Genomic DNA, 22,606 nt, shown 5'->3' on the forward strand with positions numbered 1-22,606 from the left:
CGTCCCCCGTGGCCGCCGACGCTAGGAGGTCTTCCCGGTGGCGAGCAGCTTCTCCAGCTTGGGTCGAACCTCCTTCATCGCCTCGGCCGCGGAGCGTTTGCCCATCAGGACCGACTCCCAGACCGGCGTGAAGACGTTGCCCCACTCGACGACGTACCCGCCGTAGTGCTTGCCCGTCTTGTCACCTGGCGTACGAAGGAACTCAGGGTTGAGCTCGTCGAGGAAGACCTGCTTGCTCATGGGTTTCGTCGACGGATCGAGGAACACGTCGCCCTCGGCGAGCTCCCGGAGCGACGGCACGCTCTGGCCGAGCGAGGAGACGATCTTCTGGCCGTCGGCCGAGGTACAGAAGGAGATCCAGTCCCAGGCGGCCTGCTTCTCCTCATCCGGTGCCTTCGCCGTGACCGAAAGCGGGGAGTACCAACCGGTGGAGACCTTCTTACGCCCGACCGGGAAGGGGACGACGTCCCAGTCGAACTTCGCCGCCCGGTTGCGCACCGTCGCCCACACGCCGTCATAGACCATCGCGACGTTGCCGGTCAGGAAGGAGAGCTGGCCGGACTGCTGGTAGGCAGGACTCGGGGCAATCGCGTGCTTGACGCCAAGGTCGGCAACGAACTGCAGACCTTCCACCGCCTCTGGTTCGTCCAACGGCACTCGGCGATCCTCGGTGATCACCTCGCCCTCGCTCGCCCACACCCACGGCCAGGGCGTGCCGCCGGCGGCCGGGTCGAAGCCGTACTGCTTGACCCGCTTCGGATCGAAGCCGGCCTGGCCGGGGCTCTTGCCGTTGCGGTCGACGGTGAGCTGGCGGCCGTACTCGACCACTTCGTCCCAGGTCATCGGCGTCGTCGGGTCGGGCGGTTCGATGCCGGCCTTCTCGAACAGGTCGAGGTTGCAGTAGATCGCCATCGACCCGCCGTCATAGGGCAGGCCGTACGTCTTGCCTTCGTACTCCGAGGTGTCCCACGCGGTTGGCAGGAACTCGTCCTTCTTGAACCGGGGGTCGCTCTTGATCAGATCGTCGAGTGGCTCGAGCGCACCCGCCCGAATCGACGACGTGATCGTGCACGAGCACTCGAAGAGCGCGTCCGGCGGCGTGCCACTCGCGAGTTTGAGCTGGAACTTCTGGTAGAAGTCGCCCGGCACCTGCTCGATGTTCACCTTGGTGTCGGGATTGCGGGTGGCGAACTCCTCACGCAGTTGGCGGAACACCTTCCAGATCGCCTGGTCGCCACGGGCGAAGAAGTCGACTCCCGCACTGTCGCTGCCGCCCGCGCCGCCGGATCCGCCGGTGAAGCCACTGCAGGCCGACGTGAAACCTCCGGCCGCAAGTGCGAGGCCGAGCGAGCCGGCGCCCAGGAGGAACCCGCGCCGGCTGTGGAGCGGAGACTGTCTCGGAGCATCCACGATGATGCCTTCCTTTCGAGCAAGGCGTCGTCACTACGCCTTGAGACCTGTGAGCACGATTCCGCGGATGAATGTCTTCTGCGCCAGGAAGAACAGCACCACCACCGGCGCCACCATGATGACGGAGACGGCCATGACGAGATGGGTCATGTCCCGGCCCCACTGCAGGCCCTGTAGCGCTGAGATTCCCAGCGCGAGGGTCCACTTCTCTTCGCTCGTGAGGTAGACCAACGGACCGAAGAAGTCGTTCCAGTGTGAGAGGAACGAGAACACCGTCACGACCGCGATCGCCGGTCTGGACAGCGGAAGGATGATCTGGGTGAGGATCACCCAGGGGCTGGCCCCGTCGATGCGGGCCGCCTCGTCGAGTTCCATCGGCAGCGTACGGAAGAACTGCCGGAGCAGGAAGATGAAGAACGCACTGCCGGCGCCGAACCAGTAGGGCACGGTCAACGGCAGGAAGGTGTCCAACCAGTTCAGCGACTTGAAGAGGATGAACGTCGGTATCAGTGTCACGGTGTACGGCACCATGAGCGTGGCCAGCACGATGGCGAAGAAGATGTCGCGGCCGGGCCAGCGCAGTCGTGAGAATGCGAAGGCACACAACACCGACGTCACCACCTGCCCCGCGGTCGCGACGAACGTGATGACGAGTGTGTTCTCCAGATACTGCAGGAAGGGGAGTGCGGAGAGGACCTCGGTGAAGTTGCTCCAGCGCACCGGTTCGGGGATCCACTCCGGCGGTAGGACGAAGATGTTCTCCGGCCCCTTCAGGGAGCTGCTGATCAGCCACGCGAACGGCAGCAGCATGACGAGCCCGCCCCCGGTCAGCAGGACGTAGGCCACCGCGCGGCGGATCCGACCGGTCGGCCGCCGGCGCGGTGCGGCCGGTGCCTCGCCCAGGTCGACTGTCAGGGGACCGCTTCCCGTCGTCGTGGTGGCCACCTGCCTACCTCCCGCGCTCGGCTTCGTAGTAGACCCAACGGCGTTGGAGGCGGAACATCACCACGGTCAGCCCCACGATGACGAGGAACAGCAACCACGACAGTGCCGCTGCGTACCCGACATTGAAGTACTGGAACGCGTTGCGGTAGAGGAACACCATGTACATCAGCGCGGAGTCCTCAGGCCCCGAACTGCCCGTGCCGGTGGGAGTGTAGATCAGGTAGACGATCGTGAAGACCTGGAACGACCCGATGATGCCGAGTACGAGGTTGTAGAAGATGATCGGCGACATCATCGGGACCGTGATGTGCCGGAACTGACCGACCGTGCCGGCACCGTCGATCTCGGCCGCTTCGTACAGCTGTTGGGGGAGTCCCTGCAGTCCGGCGAGGAAGACCAGCATCGTCCCGCCGAGGCCCATCCAGAGCCCGATCATCACGAGGGCGGGAATGGTGAGTCCGGGTTCGATCAACCATCCAGGGCCGGGTATGCCAACGAAGTCGAGCAGGTTGTTCAGCAGGCCGAAGTCGCGGTTGAGGATCCAGCGCCACAGGGCGGCGGCGGCCGCTGCGGGTACGAGCGTCGGGAGATACCAGATGGTGCGGTAGATGCTGATGCCGCGAACCTTCTGGTTCATGAGGATGGCAACCATGAAACCGGTGATGAGCGTCAGGGGGATCGCGAGAACGCTGTAGTAGATCGTCGCCGACAGCGACTTGAGGAACAGCTCGTCGGAGAACATCTCCAGGTAGTTGCGCAACCCGATGAAGGTCGGCGCGTCGACGATCTTGTACTCGGTGAAGCTCAGATAGAACGTGAAGACAATGGGGTACGCCGTGAAGATCAGCAGACCCAGGATCACCGGCGCGGCGAAGAGGTACCCGTGCACCGCCTCCTGCCCCCAGCGCCGGCGCGACCGCTTCGCCCCTGACCGCCTGGTGCCAGCGTCAGCGGGCTTCGCGGCGGGCGGGGAATAAGGCATACAAAATTAGTAATGGTGGCCCGCGTGGCAGGTCAACGGAACGCGGCATCGGTGGACACTCTTGGCCGCCACGCGCGGTGTCCGGGTAGCTGTGATCTGTCAACCCGCCGTTGCGACCTCTCCGCCGAACACTGCACTGGTGGTCAAGCCCAGTGCGCTGGCGTACGAGGGGCCCCGGCGGACCGGTCGCAAGACTGGCCCATGTCAGCGGCCGAGTAGTACTGCGGGGAAGGTGAACGTGAACGGAATGCGCCGCGCTGTCCATGCACCGCGGGTGGGTCGAGACTCGACAAGGGTCGGTTCGTCGCGGTCGCGGCAGGCAGTGCCCAGCTGGACCGGCTGATCACGACGCCCGGCTGGCCGCGCGACTCAGTGACTCAGCCTGACACCGCCATCTCGCCGAGCTCGGACCAGTCGTCCTGCGGGACCTTGAAGTTCACGATCCGCGGTGTCTCGACGAGGTGGGGCGGCAGCGTCTCGCGTGCCTTCGCGAAGTGCGCGGACTGCACGTGCGCCGCCCCGGCGTCGTCGTCGCGAAACGCCTCCACCAGGACGTACTCGGCCGGGTCGTCGAGGCTGCGCGACCAGTCGAACCACAGGCAGCCGGGTTCACCGCGGGTCGCCCGGGTGAACTCCTCGACGATCGCGGGCCACTGGTCGGCCGACTCGGGCCGCACGCGGAACTTCGCGGTGATGAAGATCATGGCCGTCCCTTTCATACGTACGAACGACGTTGCACGGCACGCTCACTCGCGGGCAACGACGAGTGCCCCACACTAGAGGTTCACAGCAGGCCGTAGGCGACGGCTGGAAGGGCGGTGCGGGGTCGGGCCGATGCCTGCGGCTGGCTACACGCATCGTCGTCCGGGGATGGGTGGAACCGTTCCGGTCCATCGAGCAGAGACACACGTGCTACGTCGCGACCCGCCGGGCATCGATACCGAGCCAGTCGCGGAAGGACGTGGTCCGGCGTACCTCCTGGACGACGAAGCCGGCGGCGGCGAGATGCGCGGCGAGGTCGGGTGCGCGGTGGTAGGTGAACCAGCGCCGACGGTGCGAGCCGTAGTTGAACGCGACCTCCCACGCCTCGCCGTCGCCGTCGGCCACGGACAGGTGGAGCCGGCCGCCGATGCGTACGGCTCGGGCGAACTCGGCGAGCACGCCCGGCACGTCCGCACGAGGGAGGTGGAGCAGTGCGGCCTGGCACCAGACGGCGTCCATGGATCCGGTACGCAGCGGAAGCTGGCGCATGTCGGCCCGCGCGGCGCCGGTCAGCCCACCGGTCCGGAGCTGGCCGGCGGACAGGTCGAGGCCGACGACCCGGAACCCGTTCGCGCGCATGGCGCGGACCTCTCGGCCGGGACCGCAGCCGACGTCGGCCACCCAGCTTCCGGGCGGGAGAACGGCGGCGAGGGCAGCGATGTCGTCGTTGAGCGACCGAGAATCGACGGTCGAGTTCCGCCGGAGGTATTCGGATGCGATCGCGTCGTAGGTCTCCTGCGTTTCAGCAATCGGCTCCGCCATGGCCGCGACGTTACCGGCGTGCCCAGAGCGCTCGACAGTGCAGAACCCGACAACGCCTCAGCCGATGGTTCAGAACTCGACGACGACCTTGACCTCGTCGTCGTCACGGTCGAGGGCGCTCTGCCAGGAGGTGAGCGGCACGCGCCGGGTGAGGAGGCGGCAGAGCCAGGAGCGGTCCACGCGCAGCAGGGTGTCGACGGCCTGGGCGTAGTGCCGGCGGCCGGCGTTGACCGTGCCCACCAGTGCGGCGTTCGCGCGCAGCAGCATCGGCGGGACCGAGCCGGGGTCGGCGGCGCCGCCGGCGATGAGCATCATCACGCCGGCCTGGCCGAGCAGGGCGGTGGCCGGCCCGATCAACCCGGCCGCCCCTGAACACTCGAAGGCCAGGTCGAAGTGGGGACCGTCCGCGAGGGTGCCGAGGTCGTCGGTGTACGCCGCACCGAGCGTGGTCACCAGGTCGGGTTTCACGCCGGTACGCATCCGGTCGAGCACGGTCACGTCGAGCCCGGCGTCGCGGCCGGCGGCGGCGGCGAGCAGACCGATCGGCCCCGCGCCGGTCACCAGGAGGCGCGCGGGCGTGGAGGGTCCCCGTCGGGCGACGTAGAAGGCGGTCTCGAGTGCCTTGCACACGACCGACATCGGCTCGACGAGGACGCCCAGCTCGCCGAGCCTGTCGGGAACGGGAACGAGGTAGGCGGGTTCGCTACGCCAGCGGGTCCGGCCGAAACCGTCGGCACCTTTGATACCGCGTTCGGTGTAGGCACCGCTGGTGCAGAAGTCCCAGTCACCACGGGCGCAGGCGGCACACTCGGCGCAGGGCCGGCGCACGATGCCGGTGACCAATTGCCCGGGCGCGAACCCGGAGGTCGGCGGTGCCTCCACGACCAGCCCGACCGCCTCGTGGCCCAGCACCAGCCGGGGCGCGTCGGGGCCGGACGCGGACGCACGGTGCGTACCGCCGACAAGGTGCAGGTCGGTGCCACAGACCCCGACGAGGAGGGTACGCACGAGCACGGAGCCTTCGCCTGGTCCGGGCTCGGGAACGGCGTGCGTCGCCGCCGTGTCACGCCGGCCCCGCACGACGCTCATTGCCAGGTTCGTCACGGGCGTCACCAGGAGACGATCGTCTCGCCGGTCAGGCGGGCCGACGCCGGGCCGACGAGGAACAGCACGATCGACGCCATGTCCGCCGGCTCCGCGACGCGTTGCAGCCGGGACCGGTCGCTCTGGTCGGCGACCTCCCGGGTGGCGCGGAACCGCCCGGTATAGGTCGCGGTCGGCGCGATGCAGTTGACGTTCACGTCGTACGGACGAAGCTGCTCGGCCAGGCACCTGGTGTAGTGCGAGTTCGCCGCCTTCGCCGCGGCGTAGATGAGGCCGTTGCGGGCCGGTAGGTGCCCCGCGACCGAACCCACGTTGACGATCCGGCCGGTACGCCGTTCGCGCATGTGCCGGCCGGCGTACTTGCAGGCGTACATCGTCGTGAGGACGTTGTTGTCCACGACGGCGCGGATGTCGTCGGGGTCGATGTCGAGCGCGTCGTTCGGCTCCGGCCGGGGGGTCTGCGCGCCGATGTCCCCGCCGGCGTTGTTGACCAGGATGTCGAGCTGACCGAACGCCTCGATCACGTCCGTGATCAGGCCCGCGGTCTGGGCGGCGTTGGTCAGGTCGGCGGCGAAGAACCCGGACCCCCGGCCGAGCGCGCGTACCTCGTCCGCCACCGCCTCTCCGGACTCGGCCTCGCCGAATCGCGCGGCCGCGGCCCCGTCCAGGTCGTGGATCGCGACATCGGCGCCGTGGCGGGCGAGCTCGAGCGCGTAGTGGCGGCCGAGTCCGCGGCTCGACCCGGTGACGAGCGCGACCTTGCCGGTGAGGTCATCGCCCGGGTGGTCCTGCGCGGTCATCGGTCTCCCGCCCGAGCGGTCTGCAGTGCGTGGACGTACGCGAGACTCGCCGTCAACTGGCGCTGCTCGTAGGCGACGATGGCCTCTGCGGGTTCGCCGCGTTCGGCGGGCGTCCGCCAGTCGCCTCCCGGCCGGGCGTTCGCGCGGACGACGCGCAGCGCCTCGGCCAGCTGGGCGGGTGTACGGGACGGCGGGTAGTCGGGCCAGAAGTCGGGCGCGAACACCCGGATGTCGCGGGCCTGAAGCGCACCCAGCTCGATCGCCATCGTGACGCCCGGCACGGCCTCGTCGAGCAGGTCCAGCAACACCGGGAAGTCGGTCAGCCCCTGACCGAGGGGGCAGCGGACGAGCAGATAGCCCTCCTCGCTCCACCACGTCCAGTAGTCCTTGAGGTGGACGTTCTTGACATACGGTGCGACCCGGCGGAAGTAGTCGACCGGTTCCTCCGCCGTTCCCAGCGGGTTGCCGGTGTCGAGGTTGATACCGAAGGACGGCGACCCGATCGACTCACACAGCCACAGGAGTTCTTCCGACGCGAGGTCCTGGTGGTTCTCCACGGCGAGGTTGATGCCCGCGCTCTCGGCGGTTCCCGCGGCCACCTTCAGCTTCGCCTGCACCTCGGCGAGGAAGGGCTGCCAGCGGCCGGCCAGGGGTCGCCGGTCGCCGCCGATCTTGGCGCCGCCGACGACGGTACGGACAGTGGGAGCGCCCACCCGCGCGGCCAGCTCGATCACCCGGGCCAGTGCCTCGGGGTCGTAGCCGCCGGTGTCTACGGTGATGAACAGACCTCGTTCGGCCGCCTCGCTGCCCAGCTTCTCGACGTCCTCACCCTCGAGGAACGTGGCCGGCATCTCCACGCCGGTCAGGCCGTACGTCTGTGCCAGGTCCATCATTGCCCGCGCTGTGATGCGTGGCCGACCGGCGTCGGGGTTGAGACCCATGCTGTAGGTGGTGCCGTACGCGGAAAGTCCCACGCGCAGAGGTGACGGGCTCATTGGGCGGTCCACCCTCCGTCGATCACGAGTTCCGAACCGGTCATGAAGCTCGACGCGGCCGAGGCGAGGAACACGATCGCGCCACTGAGCTCGTCAGGATTTCCCCATCGACCCAGGGGGATCCGGTCGACGAAGAACTTGTTCGTCTCCGGGTTCTCGATGACCGGGATGTTGAGGTCGGTGGCGAACGGTCCCGGGCACAGCGCGTTGACGGTGATGCCGTGGCCGGCCCACTCGAGTGCGAGCACCTTGGTCAGCTGCATCACGGCCGCCTTGCTCGAGCAGTAGGCGCTGCGGTCGGGGAGTGCGGACAGGCCGAGCATCGAACCGACGTTGATCACCCGGCCGTAGCCCTGCGCCTTCATGTGCGGCGAGACGGCCCGGGCGAACAGGTACGGCGCCTTGAGGTTGGTCGCCTGCACGCGGTCCCAGCTGTCCTCGTCGAACTCCTCGATCGGCTTGCGGATGTTGATCCCGGCGTTGTTGACCAGGATGTCGATCCGGCCGAACTCCTCGGCGACCGTGGTGACCACGCGGGCCACGTCGTCGGCGCGGGTCACGTCTCCGCCGACGCCGAGCGCGCGGACGCCGGTGGACTCGGCGATGCCGGCCGCCGCCTCCCTCGCCTGATCCTCCTGGCGGCTCGTCACGGCGACGTCGGCGCCGGCTGCCGCGAGTGCCGTCGCCATCACCAGCCCGAGGCCGCGGTTACCTCCGGTGACCAGGGCGACCCGGCCGTTGAGTCCGAACGACTCCAACCCCATGAACGAAACCTCACTTCGCGACGATGGCGATCTTGGCGATCCTTGCGGTCCTTGTGACCTTGGCGATCCGGAACGGACGAGCGGCGACGGACGCGCCGGGCCGGGCGCCACGTTGCGCCCACCCGCCGCTCCCGGAGAGATACGGGGCGAATTGGCCGACCGGGGTTCTTGCGACGGAGCCCTCCACAGGCGGGACCGGGATGGAAAAGGCGTCCCGCGGCAGGTGTCCAGCATTTCGGACGCTATTTACGGCCCGCAACAGGTGTCAAGGAATTGCCGGATCTCGACCGGACTCCAGGCAGAATCACGTATGCGTGATCATTCCCCACGATGCGCGGTGGATCGGGCGCGCATCGTGGGGAACTGGCGCGCAAGGCGCGCAGCTTGGGTGGCCGTACGACGTGCCGCACAATGGACCGATGCCCGGGAACGAGCCGGCCGAGGAATGGGTGAGCAGGCCGCCCTCGCCTGCGCTGCGAGCGTTCGTGGCGGAGTACGTCGGTTACCGGCAGGCCGGTCGGGCGCCTGGGATCCATCGCGGCCTGCCCTCGCCGTACCTCACCCTGATCGTCACCCTGGACGAACCCGTCACGATCGCCGCCCATCCGGATCCTGCAATCGCGCCAGGCCGGTACGACACGCTGATCGGCGGCCTGCACACCGCTCCCGCCCTGATCAGCCACGAGGGACGGCAGTCGGGGATCCAGCTGGCGCTCAACCCCTGCGGCGCGAGGGCACTCCTCGGGTTGCCGGCCGGGGAGCTCGCCAGCGTGGACGTCGACGGCACAGAGATCCTCGGGTCACTCGCGAACGAACTGCACGAGCGCATCCGGACCGCGGCGGCCTGGCCGCAACGCCTCGCCGACCTCGACGAACTCCTCCTGCGACGACTCGACCACCTCGGCCACCACCCCGACCACCATCCCGCCCACCCCCTCCCGCCCGAGCTCCTCCACGCCTGGCGGCGGCTTCTGGCGAGCGGGGGAACGGCCTCGGTGGCCGACGTTGCGCAGGAGGTCGGGTGGAGCGACCGGTACCTCGCGCGGCACTTTCGTACCGAGATCGGGCTCACCCCGAAGGTCGCCGCGCGGGTCATCCGGTTCGACCGGACCCGGCGGATCCTGCAGCGCCACGCCACACCTGCCGACGACTCCGGCCCGAACCTCGCCACCCTGGCCGCGGAGTCCGGCTACTACGACCAGGCGCACCTGGCGAGGGAGTTCCGGTCGCTCGCGGGTTGCCCGCCGAGCCGGTGGCTGGCCGAGGAGTTCGGAAATTTCCAAGTCGCACCAGACCTCGACCGGACAGCATCGAGGCCATGACTGACAACGCACCTGGCACGGCCATCTGGCCGACCCTCCGCGCCCGAGACGCGCGAGCCTTGATCCGCTTCCTGGTCGACACCTTCGGCTTCGTCGAGACGGTGGTCTTCGGCGAAGGGGACCGGGTCGACCACGCGCAGCTGTCCTGGCCGCAGGGCGGCGGGATCATGCTCGGCTCGGTTCGCGATCCGGGCACCGACGACCCGTGGCCGCAGCAGCCGGGACACGAGGGCGTCTACGTCGTCACCGATGACCCGGACGCCCTGTACGCCCGCGCCAAAGCCGCGGGCGTGGACATCCTCCAGGAGCTCCGCGACGAGGACTACGGCTCGCGCGGGTTCGGCGTCCGAGACCCGGAGGGCAACCTCTGGTCGTTCGGCACCTACCGGGGCGAAGCCACGAAGGACGCCTGAGCGGAGCTAGGGCGGGGGTTCAGCAGCCCGGGGGCGGGGTGCCGAGGACCTCACGCCGAGGACGCGGCGGGATCGGCGCCGAAGAGCGGCAGCACCACCTCGTCCACGATCTCGACGATGATCTCGTCGGGGATGGGTACGCCGTTGAAGAGGAAGTACGTACGAAGCAGCGCCTGTCCGGTCTCGAGCCGGCGAGGAGTCACGACGCCGGGGTCGATCTCGCCGCGCTCGGCCGCCCGGCGGACGATCTCTCCCATGACCATCCGGCCGGTTCCCTGCGAGTGCTGGCGTACCTGTGTGGTGGTGGCCTGGTCACGCAGGACATCGCTCAGCAGACCGCGCATCGCCTCGCCGGCCGGTCCCGCGAGCGCGTCGGCGGAGGCGCGGAGGCTGGCGAGGACATCACCGCGCAGCGTCCCTGTGTCCGGAGGCGCGGTCGGGTCGGGCAGGGCGTGGTAGACCGCGTCCATCGCGAGCTCGATCCGGGTCGGCCAGCGACGGTACAGCGAGGCCTTGCTCGCCCGCGCACGTTCGGCGACGCGTTCCATGGTCAGTTTCGCGTAGCCGTGCTCGGCGAGTTCGTCGAGCGTGGCCTGGAAGATGGCGGCGGTGAGGGCGTCTCCGCGCCGCCGCGGCTGGCTGCGGTGGTCGGTGGCCGCCCTGGCCGGAGGGTCGTGCGCTTCGCGGGCCACGGGAGAATCCTAGGAAGCTTCGCGGGTGGCCGCGGTCACCCGTCCTGTGTCGCCGTCGACGGTGACGAGCTGTCCGTCGCTGAGCACACTGGTTGCCCGGCCGGTGCCCATGACGGCGGGCAGGCCGTACTCCCGGGCGACGATCGCGGCATGTGAAGCGATCCCGCCGGCATCGACCACCACCGCCGCCGCGCGTGGGAACAGCGGTGTCCACGCCGGATTGGTGTACGGACAGACGAGGACGTCGCCAGTCTGCAGGTCACCGAACTGGTCCGGTCCGAGGATGACCTTGACCGGTCCCGTGACGGCGCCACCGCCGGCGCCGGTTCCGGTGACCAGCGCGTCCCCCTCGTCGCTGGCGCGCGGGAAGACCAGCGCAGGATCGATCAGGCGTACGCCGGACAACTCGTCGCGCCTGGCCGCCCTCGCCCGGACCACCGCGCGCACCTCCGATGCGGTCGCGTCCGGGAGAGCGGTCACGTCGGTGAGCGCTTCGAGCTCCTCGAGACGCAGGTGGAACACGTCCTCGGAAACGTCCAGCACTCGGGCCTCGCACAGCCGGCGTCCCATCTCCAGCAGGGAACGCCGCAGGACCGGCAGGGGCTTGGTGAAGTAGAAGTGCGAGTCCTCGCGGAAGGCGATACCCGCCCGGGCCGCCTCGACCCAGCGCCGGATTCTCGCCCGCGCCCACGGCCGGCGCAGCAGTGGATGGTCGAGCACGTCGGCCATCGCGGCACCTGCCCGGTCGGCATCGGCGTCAGCATCGGCGTCGGCATCGGCGTCGGCATCGGTGTCGGGACCACCCCGCGACCGCGCCCCGGCGAGCACCTTGACCAGCCCCAGTGCCGTCTCCGGAGCCTCGCCCCAGGTGGGTGGCGACACGAGAATCGGGCTGGCGGTCTCGCGATGTCCGTACTCACCGAGGAAGTCCTCGAACGCCCGCGCGAATCCGTCGAACGCCGGATCCGCGATCACGTCGACCAGATTGACCGCGTCGAACCGCGCGAACGCGTCCGCCAGTCGGGCGTCGGCGCGTACCAGATCGGCGAGTCCAGCCAGAGCACGGTTGGCCGCCTCCGTCCTTGTGTGCGCGCCGAGGATCAGGTCGCCCAGCAGGCGCCGTCGCCGCAGCAGCGTGAGCGCGACGAGCAGCCGCAACAGCCCGAGTCCGGACCGGGGAAGGTAGTCGATGCGCAGGTCGGCGACCGGCTTCTCCAGGTCGAGGGCGGTCCGCGGGACCCGGACGAGCTCTGACCAGGGCAGGCACTGCAGATCGACGCGGGCGAGTGCGTCCGTACGCCGGAGGAACTCGACGAAGCGCGGGTCCTCGGTCCACCGTGCCGGGTCGTACCGGCCAGCGCGGCGGGCGAGCCGGAACGGCGCCAAGAGCACCCTCGGCGCGAGGCGCGGCGATGGCGGCACGACCCGGTCGACCACGCCGTCCTCCTCGTGGAGGATGTCGTCGAAGGTCCGCACCACACCGACGCTCGCCGCCACCTTGGCCATGAGTCCGGCCGGACCGTACGGCAGCCAGGTCGTCATGTCGATGGGGTACGGGCGGACCGGAAGGTACTCGAGCAGGACCGACGCCATGCGCCGCTGTACGTGGTTGAGCCGGACGGGGGGCGGCGGCAACGCGGTCATCGGGCGCGACTGGACCAACCACACCTGCCCGTCGGCGTAGGCCCACTCGATGTCCTGGGGACGTCCGAAGTGGCTGGCGACCGCGGTTCCCAGCCGGGCGAGCTCTGCCAGCACGGCCGCCGGCAGCGGAGGCGTGTCGGTGACCGGACCCTTGTCCTGGCTGACGCCGCCGCCCGGCGTCGAGGCGACGACGACCTCGTGCCGCCCGGGCGTGCGTTCCTTGACCTTGCCGCCGGCGTCCAGGACGTAGTGGTCCGGTGTGACGAGGCCCGAGACGACGGCCTCGCCGAGCCCGGTGCTGGCGTCGACGACGATCTCGCTCCGGTCGCCGGAGACCGGGTTCGCCGTGAACATGACGCCCGCCGTCTCGGCCTCGACCATGCGCTGGACGACGACGGCGATGCGTACGTCGGCGGAGTCGATCCGCCGGTTACGGCGGTAGGCGATCGCCCGCTCGGTCCACAGCGATCCCCAGCAGTGGCGTACGGCGTCGACCAGGGCGGCGGAACCGATGACGTTGAGATAGGTGTCCTGCTGGCCGGCGAACGCCGCGCCGGGCAGGTCCTCCGCCGTGGCGCTGGAGCGGACCGCGACCGGGCCGCCGCCGAGCTTCGCGTGGGCCTCTGCGAGCGCGGCTCGGAGTGCCCCGGGAACCTCGACCGCGGCGAACCCGGCGCGAATCGCGGCACCGTCGCCACCGTCAGCGCCCAGCACGTCGGCGAGGTGGACCCGGAGCCCGGAGGCGTCGAGGAGTCGTTCGTACGCATCTGTGGGGACGACGAACCCGTCGGGGACCGGGAAACCGGCCCGGACCAGCTCGCCCAGGTTGGCGCCCTTGCCGCCTGCCGCACCGATGTCGTCGCGGCCGAACTCGCTGAGCGAGCTGACGTGCCAGTCCGTCATGGCTGGTGCTCCTCGTGTCGTCGGGAGGCGGGGGCTTGGTCGTGCGTGGCGACCTGCGCGGTGGGCTCGTGGTGGGCGTCGACATGGGCAGTGGTCCGCAGCGGGCGTACCGGCAGTGCGAGCGCGAGAACGAACGCCAGCACCAGCAGCGGCGCCATCGCACCGAACACCGGTGGCGCGGCCGTACCGAACGCCGCACTGACTGCGGACCGCACGCCCTCCGGAAGCTGCGCCAGGGCGTCGGGGGAGAGGCTCTCGATCCGGCCGCCGCCGAGCCGGTCCGTGAGCCCGGCGGGCAGGCGTTCGGTGAAGCGCCAGGTCACCAGTGCTCCGACGACCGCCACCCCGACCGAGGCGCCGATCTGGCGGAGGAAGGTCACTGCCGACGTCGCCGCACCAAGGTCGGGATAGCTCACGGAGTTCTGTGCCACCAGGACCATGACCTGCATGACGAGACCGACCCCGAGTCCGGTCAGAAGCAGCACGGCCGCGAGAACCGCGGGAGGAGCGCCGGCGCCGACTAGGGCCAGCAGCGCCAGTCCGGTCGCCGTGAGGGCGGTACCGGCTACCGGGAAGGCCTTGTACTTCCCCGTCCGCGTGATGAGCCGACCGGACACCACCGTGGTGAGCAGGACGCCGGCCATGAGCGACGTCACCAGCAACCCCGCCTGCGTGGCGGTCGTCCCCAGGGCGATCTGCAGGAACGCCGGGACGTAGGTGACCGTCCCGAAGAGCGCGAACCCGATGAGGAAACTGATCGTGACCGGGATGGCGAACGCCGGGTCGCGGAACAGTCGCAGCGGCAGGATCGGGTCGGTGGCGAGCCTGGTCGTGACGAGCCAGCCGGCGTACCCGGCGATCGTCGCGGCGATCAGGCCGGGACGGACCCACGCCGGCACCGCGTCGAGACCCCCCACCGTGCCTGCCAGCAGGACCGTGCCGACGACTGCGGTGCCCAGGGTGAGTGCGCCGGCCCAGTCGATCGGCGGCCGGGCAGTCGGTCGGGGGATCCGGAGTGTGGCGGCCAGCAGGACGAAGGCGACCAGCCCGAGCGGCGGATAGATCGCGAAGATCCACCGCCAGCTGAGCTGGTCGACGAAGAACCCGCCGAGCAGCGGCCCACCCACGGCGGCGACGACGTACGCCGCACCGACGAACCCGAGATAGCGGCCGCGCTCACGGGGACTCACGATCTCGCCGATGAGGGCCTGGGCGCCGATCACCAACCCGCCGCCGCCCATGCCCTGGACCGCCCGGAACGCGACGAGCTGCGACATCGACCCCGCGAGCCCGCACAGGACCGCGCCGGCGACGAAAACCCCGATCGCCGCCTGCATGACGGGTTTGCGGCCGAGCCGGTCGCCGAGCTTGCCGTAGATCGGCATGACCACGGTCGCCGCGACGAGGTACGCGACCACGACAGCGGGCATCTCGTCGAGCCCGCCGAGGTCCGCCGCCACAGTCGGCAGCGCGGGCGCCATGATCGTCTGGTCGAGGGCGCCGAGGAGCATGACGAGCAGGAGTCCCGGGAGTACGAGGGCCATCGACGTCGGCAGTCGCTGCGCCATGCCGCCACCCACCCTCGCGAGAATAGAGTACGGAGCGTTTCCAATACGCGCAGATTACTCTCCACATATTGGAAACGCAACGTTCACTATCGGTGCGGGTGGTGTGTGGGCGACGGGTGGTCAGTCAGGTGCGGGTGGTGAGTCAGGTGCGGGTGGTGAAGTACTGCTCCGGGTTGGACGGTCCTGGCTCGGGATAGTCGGACTCGATCATCATCGTCGCGGGCACGTTGTGGAAATCCGTACGCCTGATGCAGTAACCCTTCGGCGGCAGGGCGATCCCGATCGCGTAGAACTGCTCGCGCGCCATCGCGATGACGTCGCGGAGCAACTGGTCCTGCTCGGCCGGGTCGGCGGTCGCGGCCATCTGGTCGTACAGCCGCATCTGCTCGCGCACCGCGGCCGGCGGCTCCTCGCCGCCGGCGCCCTTGGTCTGGTACCACTCCGCCCACGCCAGCGCGAAGTTCGACTCGTCGCGGTACGGCATGTAGTAGCGGGGTTCGAGGCGCGGGTCCATGCCACCGACGTCGCCCTGCCACACCACCGCGTCGAAGAGGTTGGCGTCCTTGCGTTCGTAGAACAGGTCGCCGTCCTCGGCCCGGATGTTCACCTCGATGCCGACCTCGCGCCAGTATCCCCGCACCAGGTCCATCACGCTCGCCCAGGCGAAGCCGTAGTCCTGGGAGGCGATCTCGACGGAGAACCTGATCGGCGACCCGTCCGGGCCCAGCCGAAGGCCATCACCGTCGCGGTCGCTGTAACCGGCCCTGTCCAGGTGCGAGTTGGCCAGATCCACGTCGTACTCGGTGTACTGCTTGGCCAACGTCTCGTCGTAGAAGTCCGACTCCGGGCGGGGCGCCGGCTGGGCCGGCTCACCCTGCCGCTGGTAGGCAGCGACGATGATCTCCGGTCGGTTGATGGCGTGGGAGAGTCCGATGCGGAAGTCGCGGTTGCGGAAGATCTCGCGTTTCACCGGGTCCTTGTGGCAGAGGTTGAGCGAGATGATCGCGGTGTTCATGTTCGCGTTGACCATGTCGACGAACTCGTAGCCACCCTTCTCGCGGCTCTGCGCGAGGACGGGCTTGTTCCGCAGCGAGGTGATGGTCCGCGTCTGCATGTCGAACTCGCCGTTCGTGGCCTTGAGGAGCATCACCTCCGGATCGGTGATGAGGGTGTTGACGAACTCGTCCAGATAGGGAAGCTGGCTGCCGTCGGGGTCGACCTTCCAGTAGTACGGATTGCGCTCGGCAACCACCCGGTCGCCTTCTCCGACCGGCTGTTTGATCATCCACGCGTTGAGCGTGGGGAGCTCGGGGTTGGCCCATCTGTCGCGCTTGGCGTCGAACAGTGCCACCCAGTCGCCGAGCTTCTCCTCTTCGGCGACCTGGTCGGCATTGTCGGCGTAGCTCGCGTGGAACTGGGACAGGTAGTGCTTCGGGAGCCGGACGAAGTCGAGACCGTACGCCTTGGTCGCCATCCGCTGCGCGAACAGGGCGTTGGGCGCGGGGAACGTCACCCGTACCGCGTAGTCGTCGATCTTCTCCAGCGTTGCCGGGCCATCCGCGCTGAGGTAGGCCGCGGCCAGCAGCGGAGAGATGTCCTCGTTACGCAACACGTCGTCATAGGCGAAGAGCACGTCGTCGGCGGTGAAGGGTTCTCCGTCGGACCAGCGGGTGCCCTCCCGGAACCGGAAGACGTACTCGGTCGCGTCGGCGTTGACCTCGAAGGACTCGGCGACACCCGGCACCACCTGGTCGCGGCCGAACGTGCGGGCATCGGGGCGCCATCGCAGCACCGGGTCGTAACCGACGCTGCGATCCAGCCACGCGGTGTCGGGCCCGAGCATGGCCGCCCGCCAGGTACCGCCGTACTGCCCGATGCGTTCGGCGGGCTCGACGACGAGCGGCTTCTTCGGCAGGCGGCGTCCGACCGGCGGGAGCGTACCGGCCTTGACGCGTTCGGCCAGCATGGGCGCCTCCCGGCCCTTGGACGCGGCCGGTCCGGTCGCCTTCTTCTGCGTAGTCGGATCGGTCGACAGCAGATTGCAGCCGGCTCCCGCGCCGCCGGCCAGCAGGGTCGACACGCCAATGCCGAGTGCCTGCCGCCGGGTCAGACCGTGGCGGACGTGGTTGGTCTGCTGACCCATGGTCAGGCTCCTCTCGTCGAGGCAGCGCCAGCCTTCGAATCCAACGGGCGGGCTGAACGCGGGACCGTGGAGATGCCGCCCGCCGGGCGAGACGACGACCAGCGTGGATCGCCGCAGTGTAACGATTTATCAATCTGCCACTCAATGGCGTTGCGGACGTCGCCGCGTCCGAGAGAGGACGCTGTCGTGCTTCGAAGAGACCGACGTTCGAGGTGGCCAACGTCCGGACTAAATCGTTAGACTCCGGACGACATCCATACCGGTGTGAGGAGGGCGGTTGGGCAGCGGCAAGGTCAGCCTGCGTGACGTCGCGCGCCATGCCGGCGTCTCACCGAGCACGGTGTCGAACGTCCTCAACGGCAGGGTCGGTCGGATGCGGGACGAGACCAGCGAGCGGGTACGCCAGGCCGTCCGCGAGCTCGGCTATGCGCCCAACCAGCTCGCCCGCCAGCTCCGTACCGGGCAGGTACGCACGATCGGGCTGATCGTTCCCTCGGTGGCGAACCCGTTCTGGGGCTTCGTCGCGTTGCGGGTCGAACAGGCGGCGAGTGAACGCAACTACCAGGTGCTGCTGTGCAACGCCGAGCGCGACCCGGCGCGGGAGGCCAGGTTCGCCGAGACGCTGCTCGACTCCGGCGTGAGAGGACTGATCTTCGGGTCGTCGCCGTTGTCGTTCGACCACCTCACGACATTCGCTGGGCGTGGCCTGCAGGTCGTCGCATTCGACCGGTCACTCGCCGGCGCGGGCTCGGTGGTCGTCGGCAGCGTGGAGATCGACAACGTCCTCGCCGGCCGGCTGGCGATCTCCCACCTGACCGGACTGGGGCACACGCGGATCGGTTTCCTGTCCGGCCCGATCCGTACCGTCAGTCGGCGCGAGCGGCTCGCCGGGTACCGCCAGGCGTTGGAGGCGGCGGGCATCGGGTTCGACCCGGGTCTGGTGTGGGAGGGCGCGTCGGTGACGGCGTTCGGTGATGCGGAGGGGGCCGAGTTGGGTCGGGCAGGTGCGCATCACCTGCTGAGCCGGCCCGACCGGCCGACGGCGCTTTTCACGATCAACGACATGTACGCGATCGGGGCGTACGCCGGCGCTCGTGACCTCGGCCTTCGCGTGCCCGACGACCTGTCGGTGCTCGGCTTCGATGACCTGCCGGTGCTCGCGGAGGTAGCCGCGCCGCCGCTCACCACGGTGCGCCAACCGCTGCCAGAGATGATGCGTGTCGCCACCGACCAGCTCATCGGACGTCTGGAAGGCGAGCGGAGTGGTGAGCCCGAGCACGTGACCGCGGCGGCGGAACTCGTCGTGCGGCAGTCGACAGCCCCACCGGGCGGTCGATGACGTCGGGGAGGTTCGCATGCGTACGCGACAGAAGGGACGATGGTATGGGCCGTGCGAGAGTTGTCTTGGTCGGCGTCGGTGCAATGACCCAGCGGGTGCACCTTCCGTCGCTGGCGTCGTTCGACGACGTGGAGATCGTCGGCGTCTGTGACCTGGACGCCGAGCGGCTGGCCGACGTCGCGGACCGCTACGGCATCGAGGGTCGTTTCACCGACTATCGCGCGATGGTGGACGCCACGGCACCCGATGGTGTCTATGCCGTCGGCCAGCCGCACCTGATGTACGACATCTGGGTCTGGTGCCTGGAACACGGCCTCAACCTCTACGTCGAGAAGCCGCTCGGCCTCAGCTGGCACCAGGCGCGGATGCTGACCCACCTCGCCGAGACGTCGGGGGTGATCACTCAGGTCAGCCACCAACGCAGGACGTCGCCGCTCCTGGTGAAGATGCGCGAGGCATGTCTTGCCCGAGGACCGATCAGCCATGCCGTGTGCGAGTTCTACAAGTGCGACCGGCGCGCATTCGTGTCCGCCCGCGACCGGATGCTCGACGACGGCGTGCACGCGATCGACACGTTGCGGTGGCTCTGCGGTGGTGAGGTCGTCGACATCGACAGTCACTGCAAGCAGGTCGGCGTACCGGACCTCAACTGGATCACGGCGACACTTCACTTCGACAACGGATCGACCGGTCTGCTGGTGGCGAACTGGGCGAGTGGGCGGAGGATCTTCAGGGTCGAGATGCACGCACCCGAGATCGCCTGTGACGCCGACCCGGAGGGGCAGGCTCACCTGTACGCGGACGGGGACACAGCCGGCACGACGTACGACTCCCGTGCGGTCGCGGGCGGCGAGAGCCTTCACATCTACGGTGGGTTCCAGGCCAAGAACCGGGAGTTCGTGGACTCGCTCCTGGCGGGAAAGGAGCTCACGAGCTCACCGTTCCGCGACGCCCTGAAGACCATGCAGGTCGCGGAGAAGATCCTTGCCCAGGCGCTTCTGCACCAGTGAACGAGCGGAGGAGGCCGCCGAACTCAGCGAGCGTCCTTCCTGGCCGTCATACCCTGACGGACGTCTCCTAGCGCGGGTAGCCGTTGCGTGGGTCGTACGCCGGCATCGTGCGCGTCTGTTCGGCCGCCACCCACGCGGGCTCCGGCTGACGCGCGCTGGGGCCGGGCTGCGTCGGCCGCATGTAGAGCCACTCGCCGTCGGCCCGCCGCTCCCGTCGTTCGACTCTGCCGACGACCCAGCGCTCGCGACCGGACGGGTCGACGCCTGCGTAGTACTCGACCGCCTCGCCAGCAGGAGCGACCGGCGGCGGGTGGTCCTCAGCGGCGAAGGGCCGGCGCCGCTCACGCCGCTCGCGTGGTCCGCGGCTCCGGCGCGGCGCCCAGATCGCGAGCGTCGCGGCCATGCCCAGTGCGCCGACGAGCATGAGGATCCAGCCGATGACGGCGATGTCGATCCCGGAGACGTGGTAGTCGACCGCGAAGGCGAGGATGGCGCCGACAGCGATGAGAAAGATGCTGGCACCGATACCCATGGGAATTCACCTCGAGCACTTGGCTATCTCGGACTGTCCCCGTATCGACCGACCGCCCTCGTGACCGCGGGGCGGGCAGGTCGTCGTGCCGTTCGGACACACTAGGACAAACTAATCGGGAACGCGACTGTGGCCCCCTGAACCGGCCGGCCACCGCCAAGTGCCAGCAAGGAGAGCTTCGTGACGAGACCGGTTGACGCGTCGCCCACCGGGCCCTCGCGGGAGAGGTCGCAGCCGCCTCCGGCGGAGGACTTCCTCGACGTGGACGCCTCGCTCAGCGACGAGGAGCGCGCGAGCCGCGATCTGGTGCGTAGGTTCGGCGAGGAACGGCTGCGTCCACGGGTGGCCGAGTGGTTCGAACGCGAGCTCTCGCGCGCTGAGGCCCGCGATGTGCTCCGCGAACTCGGCGTTCTGGGTGTGCTCGGCATGCAGCTTTCCGGCCACGGCTGTGCGGGGGTGCCGCCGGTCACCTACGGCCTCGCGTGTCTCGAGCTGGAGGCCGTCGACTCCGGGATCCGCAGCATGGTATCGGTGCAGGGCTCACTGGCGATGGCCGCGATCGACCTGTACGGGTCGGAGGAGCAGAAGTCCCATTGGCTGCCCCGGATGGCGACCGGGGAGGTCATCGGATGCTTCGGCCTCACCGAACCGGACTCCGGCAGCGATCCGGGGAGCATGCGGACGACAGCCCGGAAGTCGGGCGCGGACTGGATCCTCGACGGCACGAAGATGTGGATCACCAACGGCGGGATCGCCGATGTGGCCGTGGTCTGGGCGCGCACTGACGACGGCGTGCGCGGGTTCCTGGTGCCGACCGACACCGAGGGTTTCACCGCCAACGACATCGGCCGGAAGGCGTCGATGCGCGTCTCGGTCACGTCCGAACTCGTCCTCGACGGCGTACGCCTGCCATCCGACGCGCTGCTGCCGGCCGCCCGCGGGCTCGGCGGCCCGCTCGGCTGCCTCAACGAGGCGAGGTTCGGGATCGTGTTCGGCGCCATGGGCGCCGCGCGGGACGCGTTCACCTGTGCGCTCGACTACGCCAAGACGCGTACGCAGTTCGGCCGGCCCATCGCGGGATTCCAGCTCACCCAGCGAAAGCTCGCGGACATGCTTCTCGAACTCCACAACGGAGTCCTGCTCGCCGTCCATCTCGGCCGGCTCAAGGAAGCGGGTCGACTGCGGCCGGCCCAGGTCAGCTTCGGCAAGCTGAACAACACCCGGTCGGCGCTGGAGATCTGCCGGACCGCGCGCACCATCCTCGGGGCGAGCGGAGTGACCCTCGAGTATTCCGTGCTGCGACACGCGAACAACCTCGAGTCGGTCCTGACCTACGAAGGCACCAGCGAGGTGCACACCTTGGTCCTGGGCCAGGCGCTCACCGGGCTCGACGCGTTCCGCTGATCCGGCTCACCCGAGGGCGACCCGGCGGCGGGACGTCTCATAGGCTGCTGCGGTGACGACAGCAGACTCTGCGAGCGAGGTTCCAGCGGCCGACGGCACGGCGTACAAGCTGGTGATCTTCGACTGTGACGGCATCCTCGTCGACAGCGAGCCGCTCGCCCTCCGGGTCGACGCCATGCTCTTCGCCGAGCTGGGCTGGCCGCTGCCCGAGGCGGAGATCGCCCGGCGGTTCGTCGGGCGTACGTCGGAGTACATGATGGGCGAGCTGACCGCGCACATCGGCCGTCCCGTGCCGGCGGAGGTCGAGGAACGGTTCAACGCCCACTACCGCGAGGTGTTGGCCGCGGAGCTGCAGCCGGTGTCCGGCATTGTCGAGGCGCTCGACCAGATCACGACACCGAGCTGTGTGGCCTCCAGCGGCGGCCACGCGAAGATGCGCTTCACTCTCGGCCTCACCGGGTTGTACGAACGGTTCGAAGGGCGGATCTTCTCCGCGAGCGAGGTCGCCCAGGGCAAGCCGGCCCCTGACCTGTTCCTGCACGCGGCCGCGAGCATGGGCGTCGAGCCGGCCGACTGCGCGGTGGTGGAGGACAGCCAGTACGGCGTCGAGGCCGCCCGGGCGGCGGGCATGGCGGCGTTCGGCTATGCCGGTGGTGTCACGCCCGCGAGCCGCCTGGAAGGCCCAGGCACCGTGCTCTTCACCGACATGCGCGCCCTCCCGGAGCTCCTGGGAGCGTAACCGGGCCGCGACGCTGGTCGCGCCGCTTCCTCGCCGCCCGGCTGGCCAGACGGATCCCGCGCGTGGTCGCCGTCGACGTGGACGCCCCAGTGCTGGAGCGGGCCCGGGCGCGGTTTCCTGACGCGAAGGTCACCTGGTGCTGTGGTGACGCCTTGACCCAACCGCCCTCGTAGGTCCGACGCCGCGGTCGGGCGGACCCCGCACAAACCCGCTGCCCTGAGAGCTTCGCGGTTGGTAACCTGCGCGGCAAGTGGATCCGGGATCTCTGCTCGAGGAGGCATCCGATGGCGGCCCAGCTGGTGACGTCGTTCGATCCCGGGCTCGCCATGACCCTCGCGGTGAGGTAGGGACCACGGCCCAGACAACGGGCCTT

Annotated in this window: 20 protein-coding genes; 6 read left to right on the forward strand and 14 right to left on the reverse strand. The window is 69.3% G+C overall.

Annotation, left to right across the window (positions count from 1 at the left end):
* Positions 1-21: 21 nt before the first annotated feature.
* The 9 genes from ABNF93_RS16970 to ABNF93_RS17010 form a co-directional block, all read right to left on the reverse strand.
* On the reverse strand, positions 22-1,410 hold the full coding sequence (locus tag ABNF93_RS16970; protein ID WP_349329051.1) for an ABC transporter substrate-binding protein: 1,389 nt from the start codon (positions 1,408-1,410) through the stop codon (positions 22-24).
* A 33-nt stretch (positions 1,411-1,443) separates the two neighbouring features.
* Positions 1,444-2,355, reverse strand: a complete 912-nt coding sequence (locus tag ABNF93_RS16975) for a carbohydrate ABC transporter permease (RefSeq protein ID WP_349329052.1) — start codon at positions 2,353-2,355, stop codon at positions 1,444-1,446.
* A gap of 4 nt (positions 2,356-2,359) precedes the next feature.
* Positions 2,360-3,337: a carbohydrate ABC transporter permease gene (locus tag ABNF93_RS16980; RefSeq protein WP_349329053.1), complete on the reverse strand. Its 978-nt coding sequence runs from the start codon at positions 3,335-3,337 to the stop codon at positions 2,360-2,362.
* A 377-nt stretch (positions 3,338-3,714) separates the two neighbouring features.
* A complete protein-coding gene (locus ABNF93_RS16985) occupies positions 3,715-4,041 on the reverse strand; it encodes a putative quinol monooxygenase (RefSeq protein ID WP_349329054.1) in 327 nt (108 codons plus the stop codon).
* A 208-nt stretch (positions 4,042-4,249) separates the two neighbouring features.
* Complete coding sequence (locus ABNF93_RS16990) at positions 4,250-4,861, reverse strand: class I SAM-dependent methyltransferase (RefSeq protein WP_349329055.1); 612 nt, start codon at positions 4,859-4,861, stop codon at positions 4,250-4,252.
* A 69-nt stretch (positions 4,862-4,930) separates the two neighbouring features.
* Complete coding sequence (locus ABNF93_RS16995; protein ID WP_349329056.1) at positions 4,931-5,974, reverse strand: alcohol dehydrogenase catalytic domain-containing protein; 1,044 nt, start codon at positions 5,972-5,974, stop codon at positions 4,931-4,933.
* Positions 5,971-6,765 carry an SDR family NAD(P)-dependent oxidoreductase gene (locus tag ABNF93_RS17000; protein WP_349329057.1) on the reverse strand — a complete coding sequence of 265 codons (795 nt, stop codon included), beginning with the start codon at positions 6,763-6,765 and terminating at the stop codon, positions 5,971-5,973. The genes ABNF93_RS16995 and ABNF93_RS17000 overlap by 4 nt, the downstream gene beginning before the upstream one ends.
* Positions 6,762-7,739 carry a sugar phosphate isomerase/epimerase family protein gene (locus ABNF93_RS17005; RefSeq protein WP_349329058.1) on the reverse strand — a complete coding sequence of 326 codons (978 nt, stop codon included), beginning with the start codon at positions 7,737-7,739 and terminating at the stop codon, positions 6,762-6,764. Before ABNF93_RS17005 ends, ABNF93_RS17000 begins: the two co-directional genes overlap by 4 nt.
* A gap of 17 nt (positions 7,740-7,756) precedes the next feature.
* On the reverse strand, positions 7,757-8,524 hold the full coding sequence (locus tag ABNF93_RS17010) for an SDR family NAD(P)-dependent oxidoreductase (protein ID WP_349329059.1): 768 nt from the start codon (positions 8,522-8,524) through the stop codon (positions 7,757-7,759).
* A gap of 419 nt (positions 8,525-8,943) precedes the next feature.
* Here ABNF93_RS17010 and ABNF93_RS17015 point away from each other — a divergent pair, with 419 nt between their 5' ends.
* On the forward strand, positions 8,944-9,846 hold the full coding sequence (locus ABNF93_RS17015) for a helix-turn-helix domain-containing protein (protein ID WP_349329060.1): 903 nt from the start codon (positions 8,944-8,946) through the stop codon (positions 9,844-9,846).
* The gene (locus tag ABNF93_RS17020; protein ID WP_349329061.1) at positions 9,843-10,259 is read left to right on the forward strand and encodes a VOC family protein; all 417 of its coding nucleotides are present in this window, start codon (positions 9,843-9,845) and stop codon (positions 10,257-10,259) included. The genes ABNF93_RS17015 and ABNF93_RS17020 overlap by 4 nt, the downstream gene beginning before the upstream one ends.
* Before the next feature lie 50 nt (positions 10,260-10,309).
* Here ABNF93_RS17020 and ABNF93_RS17025 read toward each other — a convergent pair whose 3' ends face one another.
* From ABNF93_RS17025 to ABNF93_RS17040, 4 genes are all read right to left on the reverse strand, one after another.
* Complete coding sequence (locus ABNF93_RS17025; protein ID WP_349329062.1) at positions 10,310-10,951, reverse strand: TetR/AcrR family transcriptional regulator; 642 nt, start codon at positions 10,949-10,951, stop codon at positions 10,310-10,312.
* Positions 10,952-10,960: 9 nt separating this feature from the next.
* Positions 10,961-13,498 carry a PEP/pyruvate-binding domain-containing protein gene (locus ABNF93_RS17030; RefSeq protein ID WP_349329063.1) on the reverse strand — a complete coding sequence of 846 codons (2,538 nt, stop codon included), beginning with the start codon at positions 13,496-13,498 and terminating at the stop codon, positions 10,961-10,963.
* Positions 13,495-15,066 (reverse strand): MFS transporter, encoded by a 1,572-nt coding sequence (locus ABNF93_RS17035; RefSeq protein ID WP_349329064.1) that lies wholly within the window; start codon positions 15,064-15,066, stop codon positions 13,495-13,497. The genes ABNF93_RS17030 and ABNF93_RS17035 overlap by 4 nt, the downstream gene beginning before the upstream one ends.
* A 142-nt stretch (positions 15,067-15,208) precedes the next feature.
* A complete protein-coding gene (locus tag ABNF93_RS17040; protein ID WP_349329065.1) occupies positions 15,209-17,209 on the reverse strand; it encodes an ABC transporter substrate-binding protein in 2,001 nt (666 codons plus the stop codon).
* Between the two features lie 277 nt (positions 17,210-17,486).
* On the opposite strand from ABNF93_RS17040, the gene ABNF93_RS17045 reads away from it, so the two are divergent.
* Positions 17,487-18,548, forward strand: coding sequence for a LacI family DNA-binding transcriptional regulator (locus ABNF93_RS17045; protein ID WP_349329066.1), 1,062 nt, complete (start codon positions 17,487-17,489; stop codon positions 18,546-18,548).
* Positions 18,549-18,592: 44 nt separating this feature from the next.
* The gene (locus tag ABNF93_RS17050; RefSeq protein WP_349329067.1) at positions 18,593-19,558 is read left to right on the forward strand and encodes a Gfo/Idh/MocA family protein; all 966 of its coding nucleotides are present in this window, start codon (positions 18,593-18,595) and stop codon (positions 19,556-19,558) included.
* 67 nt (positions 19,559-19,625) lie between these two features.
* Here the strand turns inward: ABNF93_RS17050 and ABNF93_RS17055 are convergent, their stop codons facing one another.
* Positions 19,626-20,090, reverse strand: a complete 465-nt coding sequence (locus ABNF93_RS17055) for a DUF6458 family protein (RefSeq protein WP_349329068.1) — start codon at positions 20,088-20,090, stop codon at positions 19,626-19,628.
* Positions 20,091-20,351: 261 nt separating this feature from the next.
* On the opposite strand from ABNF93_RS17055, the gene ABNF93_RS17060 reads away from it, so the two are divergent.
* Both ABNF93_RS17060 and ABNF93_RS17065 read left to right on the forward strand, forming a co-directional pair.
* Entirely contained in the window at positions 20,352-21,494 is a 1,143-nt protein-coding gene (locus tag ABNF93_RS17060) for an acyl-CoA dehydrogenase family protein (protein ID WP_349329267.1), read from the forward strand.
* A gap of 52 nt (positions 21,495-21,546) precedes the next feature.
* Positions 21,547-22,233, forward strand: coding sequence for an HAD family hydrolase (locus ABNF93_RS17065; protein WP_349329069.1), 687 nt, complete (start codon positions 21,547-21,549; stop codon positions 22,231-22,233).
* Positions 22,234-22,606 lie beyond the last annotated feature (373 nt).

The sequence above is a fragment of the Actinopolymorpha sp. B9G3 genome, assembly GCF_040120725.1.
GTDB lineage: Bacteria > Actinomycetota > Actinomycetes > Propionibacteriales > Actinopolymorphaceae > Thermasporomyces.